The following is a 19493-nucleotide window of genomic DNA, read 5'->3' as shown; positions in this document are numbered from 1 at the left end:
TACAAAAAGACCTCAGATACGCCACGCATTTTTCTAAATTTAGGATTAAATGATATGCAGGTGAACAAATAATCAGCAAGCTGGCCTGAATGTTCATTATCAGGGCAATAAAAAAGGCAGAACATTATGTTCTGCCTTTCTTTCATCGGTTCTCAACGACACGCGGTGAGCGAATCGGATTAATAGTAATAAGACATATCGGTCGGGGTTTTGCTCATCACATCAAAGAAAACGTCTTTCGTGTTTGCCCAGAACTGCGCGACGGCGGCGGCATCATAATTCATGCCCATCAGGCTCATGACGAAGAAACAGGTCACGGTCAGGCCGAGACCGCTGCAAACAAAGGCCATGGTATTGCGGCTGGACTGGCGGCAAACAATATTAAGCTGGCTGGTGCAGAACATCAAAAAGGCGCTCAGCAATTCCCAGCGCATCATGACAATCCCTGCAGTTAAAGTACCCATCGATAAAATCCTTACTCACTACAGCCGTTTACACAAAGCCAAAATCAGCCGGATGGCTGTTATAACAGGTTGGCAGCGGGCTTTTCTGAAGAAATGGTGAATTACAATAGTGTGACGAAGGTCACATTATATCACCGGATTTTATTTTTGAGCAAAATATGTTCGCTAATGAAAAATAGGCATAACACATCAACTTATTTTGATGATGTGTTATGAAAAGAGAAGTGCGCGATAACGCAAGTGTGCGTTGCCTTACCCGGTGAATCAGGCGCCGTAGCCCATCACCTGTAATAAATGTTGTGCCTGCTGAACAGCTTCCTGACGGTGTGCCACGCCCAGTTTCTGGTACAAATTGCGGATATGCGTTTTGATGGTGGTGGACGCGACATCGAGTTCACCGGCAATCTGGTCATTGCTGTAACCGGAGTAAATCAGCCCGAGAACCTGCCATTCGCGCTGGGTCAGCGGACTGGTGCGGATCAGTTCCGGCACCTGCGGATGGGTCAGCAGTTTGTTGACGAACCCTTCGTCGAAGTGCGCGAACTTATGACGATGGTGCTGGTTAATTTCACGCAGAATTTGCTGAGCACGGCGCTGTTCCAGTTCCGGCAGCAGATTGAGTTGCAGCAACTGACGCAACTGCTGCGCCATCATTTCCCCTTCGATGACGAAATGACTGACAAAACCCGTACGGTTCGCCAGCCCCAGCGCTTCGATTAACACCCGCTGCGCATCATTTTTACGGCCGGTATGCCAGTAAAGCAGATTGCTGAGCAGCAGATTGCGGTTGAGATCGCTGGTCAGGCGCAACTGACGCGCATTCTGATTCAGCTCATCGAGCACCACTTCGGCTTCATCAAACTGTTCCAGCAAAATCTGCACGCGGGCGATATTACGCCACTGGCCTTGCTGGAAATGGTTGTCGGCCATGTCGGGTTTACGCGCCTGTTGCAGCCACTGGCGGGCAGCGGCTTTGTCGCCGATCATCTGCCAGTAAATCACCCGTGGCTTGTCGGTATTGGTCAGCCAGTCGATGTGATACTGACCGGTTTTGAGCAGGCTTTCACAGCGCTGTAAATGGTGATGTGCGTTATCGAGCTGACCGCGGGCCAGAGAACATTTCGCCAGCATCGCCAGACACTGCAACTGCTGTTGCGGCTGGAAGTTGGTCAGCACGTCGAGCCCCTGACGGGCGGCGTCTTCGGCATCATCAAGCCGCGACCATGACCACAGTAATTGCGAGCGCAGGCGCAGTAGAAATTCGTGCATCGGCAGCTGTTCCAGATGCTGTTCACGCACCAGTTCAAAAGCGCGATCCTGCATCTCAAACGCCGCCTGCAAAAAGCCCTGCGCAATCAGAATTTCACTCTGTTGCAGCAATGCCCATAACGCGTAGTGATAGGCTTCATAACGGCGGGCAATCTGTTCGGTTTGCTGCATCAGCGGCAGCGCGCGGGTCAGATCACCTTTGCAGTGCTGGATTTCGCCGGTGACTGAGGTCGCCACAATCCGGCTGTAATAGCTTTCATACGGCAGATATTTCAGGGCGTCGGCGGCCAGTTTTTCAGCTTCATCCTGACGGCCATCGTTAATCGCCACCTGCGCCCGCAGGGCATCAAATTCCGCCGCGAGTTCCTGTTCCATGACGATATTGCGCTGCTGCATTTCGCTTTCGGCGCGCAACAGTAACGTTTCCACTTCGGCATAACGGTGCTGACTTTGTGCCAGCCACGCCTGCAACAGCACCAGTTTAGGATTCTGGATCAGGCGGTCATACGGCAGCGCGGCCAGACATTCTTCCAGCAACGCCAGTTCGCTCTGATTGAACAGCGCCCAGGCGTGTTGCAGCAGAATATCGCGCAGCATATTGATGTCTTCCGCCCCCAGCGCATGATGAATAGCTTCGGCCGGAAAGCCCTGAGCCAGCCAGCCTTCGGCAGCGGCACGGTGAATCGCCGGCAGTTCTGTCGACAGTTCCCACTGACACCGCTGGCGCAGGAAAGTGGCAAACAGGGGATGGAAATTAAACCATTCACCGGTGTCATCCATACGGTGAATGAAAAGCCCCTGACGTTCCAGTTCCTCGAGGCGCTGCTGGCCGTTTTCGCTGCCGGTCAGGCGCACAATCAGTGCATCGTTCATTGACCGCAGCAGTGAGCAGCGCAGCAAAAAGTCTCGTGTCGGCGCATCCACGCGATCCAGCACTTCATCCACCAGATATTCTGAAAGATGGCTGGCATTCAGCCCGGCCAGTTTGCGGGCGGACTGCTGCGTAGACTGTTGCGACGACGTGGTGGACTGACGTGCGGATAACGCGATCAGCTGGAGTGCCGTTGCCCAGCCAGCCACTTCGTCGCACAGACGGCCACTGTCGGCCTGATCGATGGGGTCTTTCAACCGGTTGTCGAAAAATTGCTGTGTTTCCGGATGCGTAAAGGCCAGATGTGTGGCGTTAAGTTCCAGCAACTGATCGCGGACACGCATATTGGCGATACCCAGCGGTGGCAGGGTGCGCGAAAGAACCACCAGCGACAGATTTTCCGGCTGATGACGCAGGAAAAAACGCATCCCTTCATGGATGGCGTCGTTAGAAATCAGGTGATAATCGTCGATAACCAGCAGCAGCGGACGGTGCCAGTCGGAAAGCTCAACAAACAGCTGAGCAAACAGCGCCGATAAACTGGCGTACTGGTGTTTCTGACTCAGCGCTTCACTTTTGACGCAATGACCGCCGCAGGCCTGTTGTACCGCCGCAATCAGATAGCTGGCAAAACGCTCCGGCTGATTGTCACTTTCATCCAGCGAATACCAGCCGAGATCGCTTTTGCCCGCCGCCCAATGTGCGACCAGCGTCGTTTTCCCATAGCCCGCCGGACTGGCGACCAGGGTCAGACGGTAATTTGGCGCAGTCGAGAGCTTCGTCAGCAGACGATCGCGAACCACTGTATTTTGCTGCCGCACCGGGCGGCTCAATTTCGACGGGATCAGCATTTTTTTCGATTCTTTTGACGGTAGTCAGGAGGCGTAATAATTATTTCGCAGCGTGTAATTAATCACTTTTTCTAAAGTCCTCCTTTGAAACATTGATTGCAAGAATGTTACGTTTTTACATGCCGTTAAGTTGCTCTGCATCACACTTCTAAATACAAATTTTCAGAGCTTCCCCCTGATCCCCCGTCTCCTCCGGCTACGCCCCGTTTCTCCTCCCTGCCTAATCTTTGGCAGGATGATGCTGCTCACAGGCACAAGCGTCAGCATAGTGATAATCAACATCAGACTTCCCTACAAATTCCCGGATAAAGAGGCATGTGATGCAGGTGACTTTGGATAAGACGCAGTTTTTAGCCGCGCTAAAACGCCAGTGGCAGGGATTCGGTTTGCAACAGGCAAAGGATATGACACCGCATCAGTGGTGGCAGGCCACCAGTGCCGCGCTGTCCGAACAGCTGAGTGCGCAGCCTGCGCCTAAAGCGACAAAACAGCCGCAACGGCACGTAAACTATATTTCGATGGAATTTCTGATCGGGCGCCTGACCGCGAATAACCTGATCAACCTCGGCTGGTATGAAACCGTCAACCTGGCGCTGAAAGAGCAGGGCGTTGAGCTGGCCGATGTGCTGGAGCAGGAAACCGATCCGGCGCTGGGTAATGGCGGATTAGGGCGTCTGGCAGCCTGTTTCCTCGATTCAATGGCGACCGTCGGACAACCGGCAACCGGCTACGGCCTGAATTATCAGTACGGTCTGTTCCGTCAGTCGTTCAGCGAAGGCAAACAGCAGGAAGCGCCGGATAACTGGCATCGCGAAAGCTATCCGTGGTTCAGCCACAACAGCTCGCTGTCTGTTGACGTGGCGTTTGGCGGCAAACTGACCAGGAACGAGAATGGCGAAGAACAATGGCATCCGGCGTTCTCCCTGCGCGGTGAAGCCTGGGATTTGCCGGTGGTCGGCTATAAAAATGGCGTCACCCAGCCACTGCGTTTGTGGCAGGCGACTGATGTGCATCCGTTTGATCTGACCTTGTTCAACGACGGTGAATTCCTCAAAGCTGAGCAAAAAGGCATTGATGCGGCGAAGCTCACCAAAGTGTTGTATCCGAATGACAACCACGACGCCGGTAAACGCCTGCGCCTGATGCAGCAGTATTTCCAGTGCGCCTGTTCGGTAGGCGATATCCTGCGTCGTCATCATTTCCTCGGTCGCAAAATTGAGGATTTACCGAAATTCGAAGTCATCCAGCTCAACGACACGCACCCGACCATTGCCATTCCTGAACTGCTGCGTATTTTGCTCGACGAGCATCAGCTGGACTGGGACGCTGCCTGGGCGATCACCAGCCAGACCTTTGCGTATACCAACCACACGCTGATGCCTGAAGCGCTGGAATGCTGGGACGAAAAACTGGTGCGCAGCCTGTTACCGCGCCACTTCTCGCTGATCAAAGCCATTAACACCCGCTTCAAGAAAGTGGTCGAAAAGCAGTGGCCGGGCGATAAAGCGGTGTGGGAAAAACTGTCTGTTCACCAGAACAAACAAGTCCGTATGGCCAACCTGTGCGTAGTCAGTGGTTTTGCGGTGAACGGCGTGGCGGCGTTGCACTCCGAACTGGTGGTGAAAGATCTGTTCCCGGAATATCACCAGCTGTGGCCGAACAAATTCCATAACGTCACCAACGGTATTACGCCGCGCCGCTGGCTGAAACAGTGTAATCCGGCCCTGTCTGCGCTGATTGACGACACGCTGAAAACCGAATGGGTTAACGATCTGGATGCCCTGAAAGGGCTGGAAAGTTTCGCCGACGATAAAAAATTCCGTCAGCGTTATCAGACGATTAAGCGCGAGAATAAAATCAAACTGGCGCACTACGTGAAAAGCGTTATGGGGCTGACGCTCAATCCTGACGCCATTTTCGATGTGCAGATCAAACGCCTGCACGAATACAAACGTCAGCATCTTAACCTGCTGCACATTCTGTCCCTTTACCGTCAGCTGCGTGATAACCCGGAAATGGACATGGTGCCACGCGTCTTCCTGTTCGGCGCGAAAGCGGCACCGGGTTATTACCTGGCGAAAAACATCATCTACGCTATTAACAAAGTGGCGGAAAAAGTGAATAACGACCCGCTGGTGCGCGACCGCATCAAAGTGGTGTTTATCCCGGATTACCGCGTGTCCGTGGCTGAGTTGATGATCCCGGCCGCGGACGTTTCCGAGCAGATTTCGACCGCCGGGAAAGAAGCCTCAGGCACCGGTAACATGAAGCTGGCGCTGAACGGCGCGCTGACCGTCGGCACGCTCGACGGCGCGAATGTCGAGATTGCTGAAGAAGTCGGGGAAGACAATATCTTCATCTTTGGCAACACGGTTGATCAGGTCAAAGCGTTGCAGGCGAAAGGCTACGATCCGCTCAAGATCCGCAAAAAAGACAAGCACCTGGATAAGATCCTCAAAGAGCTGGAAAACGGCTTCTTCAGCGATGGCGACAAACAGGCCTTCAGCCTGATGCTCGACAGTTTGCTGGGTGGCGGTGATCCTTATCTGGTGCTGGCGGACTTTGCTGATTATTGCGCTGCACAGCAAAAAGTTGATGTGCTGTATCGTGACCAGGAAGACTGGACGCGCAAAACCATTCTCAACACGGCGCGTGTTGGGATGTTCAGTTCCGACCGCTCGATCCGCGATTACCAGCAGCGGATCTGGCAGGCGAAACGTTAAGGAGCCCGCATGGAGAACAAAGCACTGGAGCAGGCTGCCAGGGAGGCGGGTATTTCCTCTGGTTTTATCAACGCGCACGGTAAGCAGCAGGCGATTGCGCCTGAAACTAAGCGTGAACTGTTAGCCGCAATGGGCTGGGTGGCGGAAAGCCGCCCGGTTGTTATGCCGGTTCCTGCGGTGAAAGTGTTCGTTTCCGGCAGCCGTCTGGCATTGCCGGTCGGGGGTGAAGGCGAATATGCCTGGACACTCAAACTGGAAAGCGGCGCAATTCAGCAAGGGCGCATCAGCGGTAAAATGACCCTGGCGCTGCCGGGTAAAATCCCTGCCGGTTATCACCAGCTGACGCTGACACAGGATGCGCAGCAGTGGGATTGCCGGGTGATTGTCGCCCCGAAACGTTGCTATGAACCTGATGCGTTACTGGCGGGTAAAAAGCTGTGGGGCGCGTGCGTACAACTTTATACGCTGCGTTCGGAAAATAACTGGGGGATTGGCGATTTCGGCGATCTCCGGTTGTTGCTGAAAAAGGTCGCTGAGCGTGGCGGTGCGTTTGTCGGGCTGAATCCTATTCATGCGCTGTATCCGGCCAATCCGGTGGCGGCCAGCCCTTACAGTCCGTCGTCGCGCCGCTGGCTGAACGTGATTTATATCGACGTCAGTGCCGTCGACGATTTCAGGCTGAGCCAGGCCGCCCAACAGTGGTGGAATCTGCCGCTGACGCAGCAACGGTTACAGGCGGTACGCGCCAGCGACTGGGTGGATTACGGTGAAGTAATGCCGCTCAAACTCGAAGGATTACGGCTGGCCTACGCGCAATTCCTGAAGCGTAAAGTGCAGGATGCGCAGGTGAAATCGCTGACCGCTTTTGTGAAGCAGGGCGGGGAAAGTCTGTATCTGCAGGCGGCGTTTGACGCGTTATACGAACATCTGGCGAAAGAGACGGATGTTGCGCTCGGGTGGAACCGCTGGCCGGAGCAATATCATGATGCGCGTGGCCCTGCAGTGCGCGCTTTCTGCGAACAACATGCGCAGGATGTGGAGTTTTACCTCTGGCTGCAATGGCTGGCAGAAACGCAATTTTCACAATGCTACGAGGTCAGCCAGCAGGGCGACATGCCGATCGGTTTATACCGCGATCTGGCCGTCGGTGTGGTGGAAGGTGGCTCGGAAACCTGGGGCGATGGCGAGCTGTACTGCCTGAAAGCCTCGGTCGGCGCACCGCCGGATATCCTCGGGCCGCTGGGTCAGAACTGGGATCTGCGCCCGATGGATCCACACGTGATGGTGAAACGCGGTTATCAGCCGTTTATCGATCTGCTGCGTTCAAACATGACCAGCTGTGGCGCGTTGCGTATTGATCACGTGATGACGTTATTGCGTTTATGGTGGATCCCTGCCGGTGAAACGGCGGATAAAGGCGCATATGTGCAATATCCGGTAGACGATCTGCTGGCTATTCTGGCGCTGGAAAGTCAGCGTCACCGCTGCATGGTGATTGGTGAAGATCTGGGCACCGTCCCGGTAGAGATCGTCAGTAAGCTGCGCGAAGGCGGGGTGTATTCCTACAAAGTGCTGTATTTCGAGCGTGATGAGGAAAACAACTTCCGTGCGCCGCAGTCGTATCCGGTTCAGGCGATGGCGACGATCACCACGCATGACCTGCCGACGCTGCGCGGATACTGGCAAAGTGACGATCTGGCGCTGGGTAAATCGCTGGGACTGTACCGCGATGAAGATGTGTTGCAGGAGCTGTACGCCGACCGCGCCCGTGCGCGTCAGGGGCTGCTTGACGGCTTACACCATTACGACTGCATCCCTAAAAAAACCGGACGTAAAGCGGCATTGATGGAGATGACGCCGGTGCTCAACCGTGGCCTGCAACGCTACGTCGCTGACAGCGCCTGTGCTTTGCTCGGCCTGCAACCAGAAGACTGGTTAGACATGGACGCGCCGGTCAACGTGCCCGGCACCAGCGACGAATACCCGAACTGGCGCCGTAAACTGTCCACCTCCCTCGAAGAGATGTTCGCCGACGAGCAGGTGAATAAGCTAATTAAAGACCTCGATAAACGCCGCCGGAAAGTTTCGGTAAGCTGAGGTTTAAAAAAGAAGTGAAAAAGGGAGTGCTGCCGTGAGGGAGTGCTCCCTTTGTTCAAAAAGCTGCATTATTCCTGTTCGAGTGAGAACGGATTCAGAAATTGTCTACCCCAAAGAAGATTGCGGTCAACCTCGTTAAGCTCAGCCTCATCACATACTGAGGTCCAGTTATCTTCTATCACACTGATCTGATGCTCAAAAATGTCCCGGGCTTCGTTTTCCGCCAGTAAGAATGAATGAGCGGCACTCAGGCAGGTTTTGAGACGACTGAGATTATTATCTCCTGAAATCAACATCGCCTGAGAGGCTTCATTACCGGCTCTTCCTTGCGGGCAAATATCGTAAGCCGGTGTCAGGCTTAATGTTTTGCCATCCCAGAATGCCGCATGGTTCCGGGCATGATCATCGGTATTGCCACAAAGAATGTTAAAAACGAGTCGTGAAAACAATTCTTTAGTGCTTTTTTTGGGTTCAGAGAAACGATGCCTGATGATACCTGCAAATTCTTCGTAACTGGCATAGCGCGCCATCATGTCATCAAGACCAAATAAAGTCAGGGCAGATATCATGCATTTCCTGGACCAGCCATTTTCTTTTTTCAGCCGGTCAAAGCGTTGAATAAGCAATACGTCTTTATTCGCGGCACGAGCCATTTTGACGGGGGCGACGCTGAGCCCGGCGAGGGACGCAAGTCGCATCGCGATAAATTCTGCTTTTACCACGCTGTAGAGATCGGTGGTTGAGGAAAATTTTGCCACATACTTACAACCCTGATCCTCTATCAATGCCTTAGGTCGTGCTCCGCCGATCGAGCTGCCACGAAAAAGTGCCTGATCGAGTTCAGGGGTGAGCGCGATCCCTTTTTCAACGCGTTCTGCCGATTGAAGCAGTTCTTCCAGACTGACATTACTGGCTGAACGTGAAACGTATTCCGTCGCTGATCGCTGGAAATCCAAAGCGCCGATGCGGTCTGAGCCAGACTCCAGTAAATACGTCAGTTCATCTAACATTGCGGTATCTGTCGATGCGCCTTTCTGCCCTAGCTTTCTGTTAATGATTACCCGACGCCCCCAGGCGTCTGGTGCGGCGTCGCGCAGGCATCCGTAGAAATTGAGCCCCTTCTTTACGGGCAACAGCCCCGGCTGTAAAGGCAATTCAGGTTCGTAAATCGAAATGGCAGCCCGCTTGTCATTGCGACGTTCGAGATAGCTTTTACCGTAATTAAATTCGATATCTTTGCCGTCAGACACTATTTTTCCCGCAACAATGGGGCGTGTTTCTTCCGGAAGCCAAATCCAGACAAAAGCCTCAGTGTCCTTACGCTTAGAAGTCATCGTCTATTTCCTTATGTGCTTTACGAACCGATTTCGGCATCAGTGCCAGTTTGTCTTCTGTTTGTCTGAGATGGCGCGAAACTGAATTTTCGTCCGCATCGAATAATCTGACGCCGACAATAACAGCCACTTCAAAGACTGCCCCTATTTCACATTTGAGATCGCCTTTCTCAATGCGCTGCACTAACCCTCTGGAAACGCCGGCGCGTTCTGCCACTTCCTGAACGGTCAGTTTATTCTCCAGACGTGCAGTTCGAATTAATCCGCTGAGCAATGATGCTGCTTTACGGGTGTATCGGGAATAGGTACGCACTCTTGGATTCGCCATCGTATGTCTATGCTCATTATGAAATTCATCGAAAATTTGGCTACATTTCATCCAGTGAAATGCTAGGCTCGTGACTTAAATCTGTCAATTAAAATGATCTTTATATGAATCATAATAGCTCATTATGATTCATATAAAGATCATTAATCGTCACTTTTACGTATTCCATTACACAAAAAAAGGCGGCTTATTCAGCCGCCCAAGACACAGGTAATTGATCAAGTACTACAAAGCGCATTAGCCTTACATTTAACCTTTCACACCGCCTGCCGTTAAGCCGCCGACCAGCCAGCGTTGGGCGATCAGGAATACTGCCGTAATCGGGATGGCGGACAATATGGCCGCTGCCGCGAAATCGCCCCACAGGTAGTTTTGCGGGTTCAGATATTGCTGCATACCGACCGCCAGGGTGTAGCTGTTCACGTCACGCAGCAGTAAAGATGCCACCGGCACTTCGGTGATGGCTGCGATGAACGACAGAATGAACACGACGGCCAGAATCGGTACCGACAGCGGCAGCAGCACCAGACGGAAAGCCTGCCACGGGGTGGCACCATCCAGTGCGGCGGCTTCTTCCAGCGAGCCGTCGATGGTTTCGAAATAGCCTTTGATGGTCCAGACGTGCAGGGCGATGCCGCCCATATAGGCGAAGATCACGCCGCCGTGAGTGTTCAGGCCAAGGAACGGCACGTACATGCCGAGGCGGTCGAACAGGGCGTATAACGCCACCAGCGACAGCACCGCCGGGAACATCTGGAAGATCAGCATCCCTTTGAGCAGCGAACTTTTACCGCGGAATTTCATGCGGGCAAACGCGTAGGCGCAGGTGGTGGAAAGGGCGACGATGCCGACCGCGGTGATCCCGGCGATCTTGATCGAGTTCCATAACCACAACATCACCGGGAATGGCGGCGGCGTGATGCTGCCGTCGCTGTTGGTGACCGCGATGCCGAGCGCCAGTTTCCAGTGATCCCACGAGACCTGATCCGGGATCAGGCTGCCGGTAGCAAAGTTACCCGGACGCAGCGAGATGGCGAATACCATCAGCAGCGGGAACAGGATCAGCGCCAGAAAACACAGCAGTAAAAGGTGCGTGACCAGCAATCTGACTTTCTGCGACTTAGGTTTAACCATGGGCATTGTCTGTTTCTCCTTAGTCGAATTTCATGCGTGAGGCTTTCAGGTTCACGACAGCCAGCGCACCGACCAGCAGGAAGATCAGCGTGGCAATCGCCGCCGCCAGTCCGAAGTCCTGCCCGCCGCCGCCTTCGAAGGCGATGCGGTAGGTGTAGCTGACCAGCAAATCGGTATGACCCGCTGGCGTGGTGGTGCCGAGCATGTCCGGCCCGCCGTTGGTCAGTAACTGGATCAGCACGAAGTTATTAAAGTTAAAGGCAAAGCTGGCGATCATCAGCGGCGTCAGCGGTTTAATGAGCAAAGGCAGCGTGATGCGGAAGAAATTCTGCATCGGCGTGGCACCGTCCATTGCCGAAGCTTCATAAAGATCGTCAGGAATGGCTTTCAGCAGGCCCATACACAAGATCATCATGTACGGATAACCGAGCCAGGTGTTGACGATAATGATCATGCTTTTGGCGGTCCACGGATCGCTGAACCATGCCGGTTTAATGCCGAACAACGCGCTGAGCATCAGGTTGATTTCACCGAAACTCTGGTTGAATAACCCCTTGAAAATCAGAATCGAAATAAAGGCCGGCACCGCATAAGGCAGGATCAGCAGGATGCGGTAAGCGGCTTTGCCTTTCAGCTCTTCCCACTGCACGACGCAGGCCAGCACCATGCCGACGGCGACGGTCAGGATCACGGTCAGCAGGGCAAAAACAACGGTCCAGACGAAAATCGACAGGAAGGGTTTCTGGATCCCTTCATCATGCAATACGCGCAGGAAATTGCCCCAGCCGATGCCGACGGTAAAGCCCGGGCTGAGTTGTTCGGCCTGCCATTCGCCCTGAGCGTTCACTGCCTGATAGAAGCCGGTTTTTGTGTTCGGGCGGTAGATTGTGCCGGTTTCAACGTTAGTCAGCTGCTTTTCATCGTCGCCCAGTTTGTACAGCGGTTGGGTGCCGGAGAACTGGCGCAGTGAACTCATGCGCAGCGTTTCGCCGTCGGGTAATTTCGCCGAGAGCTGACCCAGCGCTGCACGGTTTTGTGTCACCACGCGCAGACCGGCTTTTTCCGTCGAAGGGGCGGTCTGCGGGAGCATCTCCAGCGTTTGTGGCGCGGAAGCGTTAAAGGCAAAAGGTGGCGAAACCAGCGTTTCACTGTTATCCGCTGACGTCAGTGCCAGCTGCCATTTATCACCTGCAGACTTTTCACCAGCAGGGAAGAGCGCAAAATTCAGCGCTTTTCCGCCCTGAAATTGACGGTCCATCAGCACCGACTGCGCACGTTCAAACGTCAGCTGGTTAGTGCTGCTGTAATTCGTAAAGGCAATCGCGATGGTGCAGACCAGCGGGAACAGCACAAATAACGACATCCCGGCGAGGCCAGGATAGACATAGCGCCACGAATAGGCGCGGCGGTTGCCGTAAATGTATAAACCGACGCTGGAAAGAATCAGGGTCAGAACGGCAAAAAGGGTTTCGCCCTGCGCATACATCAGCACGATCAGATAACCGGTAAAGCAGGCGAGCAGGGCGATGACCAGCCATTTGAACGCATTGCTGAACGGCCGTTTTTTGGCTCTTGGCATAAGGACAATCCTTGTGGTGGCGGTACGGAACCCGTGAGTCCCGTACCGTTCATTGAGCTAATGCTTCGGCATTACTTGGTAATGCGTGTTTCTACGTCTTTCAGTGCTTGCGGAACAGTCTGGCGGCCATTCACCGCATTGATGATGGCGCTGCGTTCTGCATACCAGAAGGCGCTCATCTGCGGGATGTTAGGCATGATTTCGCCGTTTTTGGAGTTAGCCATGGTGGCGGCGATGCGCGGATCTTTCTCCAGTTGTTCCTGATACGTATTCAGTGCCACAGCGCCCAGCGGTTTATCTTTGTTCACCACCGCCAGACCTTCGTCGGTGATCAGATAGTTTTCCAGGAACTCTTTCGCCAGTTCTTTATTCGGGCTGGCGGCGTTGATACCGGCAGTCAGCACGCCGACGAACGGTTTAGACGGTTTGCCGTGGAAGCTTGGCAGCAGCGTCACGCCGTAATTGATTTTGCTCTTGTCGAGGTTTGACCAGGCCCACGGACCGTCGATAGTCATCGCGGTCTGGCCTTTGTTGAAGGCGGCTTCGGCGATGGAATAATCGGTATCGGCGTTGATGTGTTTGTTTTTCACCAGATCGATGATGAATTGCAGGCCAGCCTGAGAACCTGCGTTATTCACACCCGTGTCTTTGATGTTGTATTTGCCGTTTTCATACTTGAACGCATAACCGCCGTCAGCGGCGATGATTGGCCAGGTGAAGTACGGTTCCTGCAAGTTCCACATGATGGCGCTCTTGCCTTTGGCGCGCAGCTCTTTGTCCAGTGCCGGGATTTCTTCCCAGGTTTTTGGCGCTTCTTTAATGATGTCTTTGTTGTAAATCAGTGACAGCGCTTCAACCGCGACCGGATAGCCGATCAGCTTGCCGTTGAAGGTCACTGCATCCCAGGTGAACGGGAACAATTTGTCTTTGAAGGCTTTATCCGGGCTGATTTCAGCCAGCAGACCAGACTGTGCGTAACCGCCGAAACGGTCGTGCGCCCAGAAGATAATGTCAGGGCCGTCGCCGGTGGCCGCCACTTGCGGATATTTTTCTTCCAGCTTGTCCGGATGTTCTACCGTGACTTTAATGCCGGTGTCTTTCTCAAACTTCTTACCGACTTCCGCCAGGCCGTTATAGCCTTTGTCACCGTTGATCCAGATGACCAGCTTTCCTTCTTCTATTTTGGCAAATGCGGAAGATGACAGCACCAGCGTAGCCAGCGCTGAGAGTGCCAGTGTTTGTTTAACAATCTTTTTAATGCTGAGAGTCATAATCCAATCCTTTTTATTTCCTGTGAAGAGTCGGTTTTCTGTCGTCTGAGACGGGAAAAGACAGGGTACGACGCCAGTGTGGATTCAACCCGACAACGCTTCATCATCCCCCCCTCTACGCCCCCGCCTCTCAGAATGTGATCCCGCCGACACTCTCTGGCGTTATGTGGTTCATCACTCAAAAATATGCGTCGTTTTTTGCCATTCAGATCACGAATTTGATTTTTGCTGTGAACTTTCATCCGGTTGCGCGAATCCGTCATCCTCCCTGCTCCTCCCCCATGAAAAACTTTGTTACGGATGATTACGCTTAGCGGCTATTCCTTCACTCTTCGTTGCATTGAGTTTTCTCGCTGGCAGCAAGTACAGGAGTTCAGGATGGCGAGCGTTTCCCTTAACAGCGTGTACAAAGCCTTTGGTGAAACCGTGATTTCCAGCGACATCAATCTGGAAATCGAAGAGGGCGAGTTTGTGGTGTTTGTCGGGCCATCCGGCTGCGGTAAATCAACCCTGCTGCGCATGATTGCCGGTCTGGAAGACATCACTTCCGGCGAACTGAAAATCGGTGATAAACGCATGAATGAAGTGCCGCCCGCAGACCGCGGCATCGGCATGGTATTTCAGTCTTATGCGCTTTATCCGCACCTGTCGGTGGCTGAAAACATGTCTTTTGGCCTCAAGCTGGCCGGAGCGAAGAAAGCCGAAATCAATCAGCGTGTGAATCAGGTTTCTGAAGTGTTGCAGCTGGCGCACCTGTTGGATCGTCGTCCGAAAGCGCTTTCCGGCGGACAACGTCAGCGCGTAGCGATTGGCCGTACGCTGGTGGCAGAACCGACGGTTTTCCTGCTCGATGAACCGCTTTCCAACTTAGATGCCGCGCTGCGTGTGCAGATGCGTATTGAGATTTCGCGCCTGCATAAGCGCCTGAAACGCACCATGATTTACGTGACCCACGATCAGGTCGAAGCGATGACGCTGGCCGATAAAATCGTGGTGCTCGATGCCGGACATATCGCTCAGGTCGGTAAGCCGCTCGAGCTGTATCACTATCCTGCCAACCGTTTTGTCGCCGGTTTTATCGGCTCTCCAAAAATGAATTTCCTGCCGGTGAAAGTCACCGGTGCTGAACCTGCACGTGTGCAGGTCGAGTTGCCAAACCGCCAGCAAGTCTGGTTGCCCGTCGAAGGCACCGACGTCAAAGTCGGCAGCAACCTCTCGCTGGGTATCCGTCCTGAACATCTTCTGCCAAGCGACGTCGCGGAAGTGACGCTTTCCGGTGAAGTGCAGGTCGTCGAGCAACTGGGTAACGAAACACAGATCCACATCCAAATTCCGGCAATTCGTCAGAACCTGGTGTACCGCCAGAACGACGTGGTGCTGGTAGAAGAAGGTGCAACATTCGCCATCGGGTTGCCACCACACCGCTGCCATCTGTTCCGCGAGGACGGAACTGCATGTCGCCGGTTACATCCCGAATCTGGTGTTTGAAAGCACGCGATCCCCTACAGGAGAAAATGATGATTACAATGCGTAGTTCTTCCCTGGCGCTGGCAGTGGCTGCCGGAATCCTTTCTACACAAGCAATGGCAGTCGATTTTACCGGTTATGCCCGTTCGGGCATCGGCTGGACTGGCAGCGGCGGCGAGCAGCAATGTTTCAAAGCGACAGGCGCTGACAGTAAATACCGTCTGGGTAACGAATGTGAGACCTATGCGGAGTTAAAACTCGGTCAGGAAGTGTGGAAAGAAGGGGATAAGAGCTTCTACTTCGACACCAACGTGGCGTATTCCGTATCACAACAGAACGACTGGGAGTCAACCGATCCGGCTTTCCGCGAAGCAAACGTGAAGGGTAAGAACCTGATCGAATGGCTGCCGGGTTCCACCATCTGGGCCGGTAAGCGTTTCTACCAACGTCATGACGTTCACATGATCGACTTCTACTACTGGGATATTTCAGGTCCTGGTGCGGGTCTGGAAGATGTGGATCTGGGCTTCGGTAAACTGTCTCTTGCAGCGACCCGTAACACCGAAAGCGGCGGCTCATACGGCTATATTGCTGACCAGCGTAACGAAGTGCCAACGTCCAACGACGTGTTCGACGTTCGTCTGGCAGGCCTGCAAACTAACCCGGGCGGCGTGCTGGAGTTAGGTGTGGATTACGGTCGTGCCAATGCGCGTGACGGTTATTCCTTCGCGGACAATGCGACCAAAGATGGCTTCCTGGTGACTGCAGAACATACGCAGAGCATCTACAACGGCTACAACAAATTCGTCCTGCAATACGCGTCTGACTCCATGACTGATCCGGGTCAGGGCGCAGCGAACGGCCACTCCAACGGTGCAGCCATCGACAACAACGGCAGCATGATCCGTGTTCTCGACCACGGTGCGATTGACTTCAACGATACCTGGAGCCTGATGTATGTGGCGATGTATCAGGATGTTGACCGCGATAACAATAACGGCACAACCTGGTATACCGTCGGTGTCCGTCCGATGTACAAATGGACCCCGATCATGAGCACCTTGCTGGAAGTCGGTTACGACAACGTGAAATCCCAGCGCACCGGCGACAAAAACGGTCAGTACAAAGTTACCCTTGCGCAACAATGGCAGGCTGGCGACAGCATCTGGTCACGTCCGGCCATCCGCGTGTTTGCAACCTATGCAAACTGGGATGAAAAATGGGGCTACGACACTGACAGCGGCGCAAACAATGGCTTAGCGATGAACGATACCAGCACAAGAACCTTCAGCCGCGGTAATGACGATGAAGTCACCTTCGGCGCCCAGATGGAAATCTGGTGGTGATCCTCTTCGTCCTTTGAGCCGCAGATGCGTTAGCTGCCCTCACTCACCCCGGTCACATACTTGTGTATGCTCCCGGGGATGAGTTCAGTTGCCGCCTTCCTGCAACTCAAATGACTTCGAGGCCTGTGCCAGTTTTTAAAAGTAAAAGCAGTAAAGAAGATGTGCTGGCTGGCGGATTATCGCTGATGACCGCCAGCCTTCATGGTGATTTCAAAGGAAACAATAATGAAAAAGAATCTGCTGTCACTGTGTCTGTCGCTGAGCCTGCTGGCTGCTGCACCTGCGGTCGTGAATGCGGCGCAGAATGATGCGAATACCGCACCCGCGATTTCCAGCCAGACCTTACGCAACCTTTCATGGACGCCGCTGGTCCCGCCAGTGACGCAGGATGTGACGCTCGGAACGTCCAGCGCACAGATTAATCAGGGTCAAATTCAGGGCGCCGTCGGGGCATTCGCATTGCCTGCCGACCGGGGTTCACTTGAAATTACGCTGACCAGTATCGCGACCGGTAAAACCGTGTATGCGCCAAATGTTCTGGTGCTGGATGAGCAGATGCGTCCGGCAGCCTTTTATCCTTCCAGCTATTTCCCGTATCAGAAACCGGGGATCGTCTCCAGCGACCGTCTGGAAGGCACACTGAAACTGACGCCAGCGCTGGGTCAGAAACAAATTTATCTGCTGGTGTACACCACCCGTCAGGATCTGGCTGAAACGACGCAGATGGTGAACCCGGCCAAAGCCTTTGCCGCGGGCGTGGGTAACGCGGTACCAGATATCCCGGATCCGATAGCCCGTCATACTCCGACCGGCACGCTGAGCCTGAAAGTCACCGCCGAGCAGAAAACCGGTAACGTGATGATTGGTCAGTTCCTCCCGTCATCCGCACCGGCTGCTGCCGCGCCAGTGGTTGTCGGCAGCACCCAGGCACCTGCGCCTGCGGCAGCCCCGGCCAAACCGTCTGAGCCAATGCTCAGCGATTCCGAAACCTATTTCAACGACGCGATTAAGAAAGCGGTGAAAGCAGGGGACGTCGATAAAGCCCTGAAACTGCTGGACGAAGCCGAACGTCTGGGTTCTAAAACCGCCCGTAAAACCTTTATTGAAAGCGTGAAACACTAAGTTTTCTTAGCGCCTCCCACGGGAAAAAGCTGGCAGTTTTTTCAGCTCCTCCCCCTGCAAGTGCAGGAGAGAAAGCAGACGGTTTTTAGCTCCTCCCCCTGCGAAGGGGGAGGCAGGGAGGGGGTTTTAAAGGCTAACACCTTGTTTAAATACACTTTAACTTTTTGATTTTGAAATTAATACCCCACCCCAGCCCTCCCCTTCGCAGGGGAGGGAGCCGCCCGAGTGTTATTCACTCCTTCTATTTGTTACCCTGTTGTTAATTCATTCAGCGGGGGATTTATGGCGTCTGCAAACTGGGTCGATTTATCGAAAGATAAAGACAGCGGGATCGAGACGATCCACGCCCATTTCGAAGGCCATGCTTACGATCCTCACTGGCACGACAGCTATCTGGTCGGCGTTACGCAATACGGATTGCAGCAGTTCAGCTGCCGGCGCCAGAAGCACCAGAGCCTGCCGGGTAAAGTGTTTATGCTCGAACCGGGCGAAATCCACGATGGTGATGCCGTGCAGCCCGGCGGTTTTACTTACCACATGCTGTATCTCGATCCGCAATGGCTGAGCCGCGAACTGGCGGCGCGGCGTGATTCTCTGTCGTCTGCCGGTGATCCGAGTTTCGAAAATACCTTAGCGCAGGATCCGCAGCTGGCGCAGGCGACGTCGCTGGCGTTTCAGGCGTTGCATGGCAAAGAACTGCGCATTGTGCGGCAGACCGCGCTCGACGGATTACTCAGCGCACTGGGCGGACATCTCACCTGGCAACCGCCACGTTTGCAGGGCGAAGCGCCGTGGTCACGTGTGGCGCATCAGGCGCGGGAATATCTGCACGCCCATCTGCACGAGGACATTGGCCTCGAACAACTGGCGGCGGCGACCGGCGAAAGCCGCTTTGTGGTCAGCCGTGCGTTTAAAGCCGAATTTGGATTGCCGCCTCACGCTTATCTTATTCAGCTGAAACTGACCCGCGCCCGCGAAGGGTTAGGGCTGGGGCGCACGCCGGCAGCGGTGGCAGCAGATTTAGGTTTTGCCGATCAGAGTCATCTCGGGCGCTGGTTCCGCCGTGCGTATCAGCTCACGCCCGCGAATTACCGACGTCTGTGCACAAATCTTCCAGATTGAGAAAAAGTGACGGGTTAAGCTCAGATTTCAACTGAACCGGAGCCTGTCACCATGAATACCCCTGCCACAATTTTGCCCTCATCCCCTGAACGCTGCGTTATCGTGATCAACCAGCAACTGGCCGCCGGACACGCCGCCAATGCTGCCGCGGTACTGGCGCTGACGCTCGGACAGCGCCATCCGTCTCTGGTGGGCGCGCCGCTAATTGATGCCGATAACCGGGAACATCCGGGGCTGATCCCGATTGGTATCAGTGTGTTAGTGGCCGATGCTCAGCAACTCACACAACTTCATCAGCATCTGCTTAATGATGATGAAATGGACGGCATTATTTTCCCGGTGGAAGGGCAGCAAACCACTGACTACGCGGCATTTCGTGAAGCGGTATCGGTTGTGCCGACCGACAACCTGCAACTGCTCGGCATCGCGCTGGCGGGGAATAAAAAAGTGGTGCGTAAGCTGACCGGCAAACTGGGATTACTGGGCTGATGCCTGTCATTTAACCGTCACATTTC

General features: G+C 54.1%; 14 protein-coding genes. 7 read left to right on the top strand and 7 right to left on the bottom strand.

The window, feature by feature from the left end:
* Nucleotides 1-179: 179 nt before the first annotated feature.
* Complete coding sequence (locus CKQ54_RS00595; protein WP_112286748.1) at nucleotides 180-464, bottom strand: YjcB family protein; 285 nt, start codon at nucleotides 462-464, stop codon at nucleotides 180-182.
* A gap of 264 nt (nucleotides 465-728) precedes the next feature.
* Nucleotides 729-3455 (bottom strand): HTH-type transcriptional regulator MalT, encoded by a 2727-nt coding sequence (gene malT / locus CKQ54_RS00590; RefSeq protein WP_120162365.1) that lies wholly within the window; start codon nucleotides 3453-3455, stop codon nucleotides 729-731.
* A 320-nt stretch (nucleotides 3456-3775) separates the two neighbouring features.
* On the opposite strand from malT, the gene malP reads away from it, so the two are divergent.
* On the top strand, nucleotides 3776-6178 hold the full coding sequence (gene malP / locus CKQ54_RS00585; RefSeq protein WP_120162364.1) for a maltodextrin phosphorylase: 2403 nt from the start codon (nucleotides 3776-3778) through the stop codon (nucleotides 6176-6178).
* Between the two features lie 9 nt (nucleotides 6179-6187).
* Nucleotides 6188-8275, top strand: a complete 2088-nt coding sequence (malQ, locus tag CKQ54_RS00580) for a 4-alpha-glucanotransferase (protein ID WP_120162363.1) — start codon at nucleotides 6188-6190, stop codon at nucleotides 8273-8275.
* 68 nt (nucleotides 8276-8343) lie between these two features.
* Here malQ and CKQ54_RS00575 read toward each other — a convergent pair whose 3' ends face one another.
* From CKQ54_RS00575 to malE, 5 genes are all read right to left on the bottom strand, one after another.
* Nucleotides 8344-9285, bottom strand: a complete 942-nt coding sequence (locus CKQ54_RS00575) for a type II toxin-antitoxin system HipA family toxin (protein WP_341868533.1) — start codon at nucleotides 9283-9285, stop codon at nucleotides 8344-8346.
* A 313-nt stretch (nucleotides 9286-9598) separates the two neighbouring features.
* A complete protein-coding gene (locus CKQ54_RS00570; protein ID WP_120162361.1) occupies nucleotides 9599-9937 on the bottom strand; it encodes a helix-turn-helix transcriptional regulator in 339 nt (112 codons plus the stop codon).
* 249 nt (nucleotides 9938-10186) lie between these two features.
* Nucleotides 10187-11077 carry a maltose ABC transporter permease MalG gene (gene malG / locus CKQ54_RS00565; RefSeq protein WP_112286742.1) on the bottom strand — a complete coding sequence of 297 codons (891 nt, stop codon included), beginning with the start codon at nucleotides 11075-11077 and terminating at the stop codon, nucleotides 10187-10189.
* A 13-nt stretch (nucleotides 11078-11090) separates the two neighbouring features.
* Entirely contained in the window at nucleotides 11091-12650 is a 1560-nt protein-coding gene (malF, locus tag CKQ54_RS00560; protein ID WP_120162360.1) for a maltose ABC transporter permease MalF, read from the bottom strand.
* A gap of 71 nt (nucleotides 12651-12721) precedes the next feature.
* Nucleotides 12722-13921, bottom strand: coding sequence for a maltose/maltodextrin ABC transporter substrate-binding protein MalE (gene malE / locus CKQ54_RS00555; protein ID WP_120162359.1), 1200 nt, complete (start codon nucleotides 13919-13921; stop codon nucleotides 12722-12724).
* Between the two features lie 378 nt (nucleotides 13922-14299).
* On the opposite strand from malE, the gene malK reads away from it, so the two are divergent.
* From malK to CKQ54_RS00525, 5 genes are all read left to right on the top strand, one after another.
* Nucleotides 14300-15409 carry a maltose/maltodextrin ABC transporter ATP-binding protein MalK gene (gene malK / locus CKQ54_RS00545; RefSeq protein ID WP_112286738.1) on the top strand — a complete coding sequence of 370 codons (1110 nt, stop codon included), beginning with the start codon at nucleotides 14300-14302 and terminating at the stop codon, nucleotides 15407-15409.
* A 26-nt stretch (nucleotides 15410-15435) separates the two neighbouring features.
* Nucleotides 15436-16734: a maltoporin gene (locus CKQ54_RS00540; protein WP_162940769.1), complete on the top strand. Its 1299-nt coding sequence runs from the start codon at nucleotides 15436-15438 to the stop codon at nucleotides 16732-16734.
* 225 nt (nucleotides 16735-16959) lie between these two features.
* Nucleotides 16960-17856 (top strand): maltose operon protein MalM, encoded by an 897-nt coding sequence (gene malM / locus CKQ54_RS00535; RefSeq protein WP_120162358.1) that lies wholly within the window; start codon nucleotides 16960-16962, stop codon nucleotides 17854-17856.
* Nucleotides 17857-18138: 282 nt separating this feature from the next.
* Complete coding sequence (locus tag CKQ54_RS00530) at nucleotides 18139-18978, top strand: AraC family transcriptional regulator (RefSeq protein WP_120163277.1); 840 nt, start codon at nucleotides 18139-18141, stop codon at nucleotides 18976-18978.
* A 51-nt stretch (nucleotides 18979-19029) separates the two neighbouring features.
* Nucleotides 19030-19467 carry a DUF2000 domain-containing protein gene (locus tag CKQ54_RS00525; RefSeq protein WP_113877155.1) on the top strand — a complete coding sequence of 146 codons (438 nt, stop codon included), beginning with the start codon at nucleotides 19030-19032 and terminating at the stop codon, nucleotides 19465-19467.
* Nucleotides 19468-19493: the final 26 nt, after the last annotated feature.

Origin of the sequence: Rahnella variigena (assembly GCF_003610915.1) — a bacterium.
Lineage (GTDB): Bacteria > Pseudomonadota > Gammaproteobacteria > Enterobacterales > Enterobacteriaceae > Rahnella > Rahnella variigena.
The sequence above is the reverse complement of the archived record's forward strand: the minus strand, read 5'-3'. Positions and strand labels throughout refer to the sequence as shown.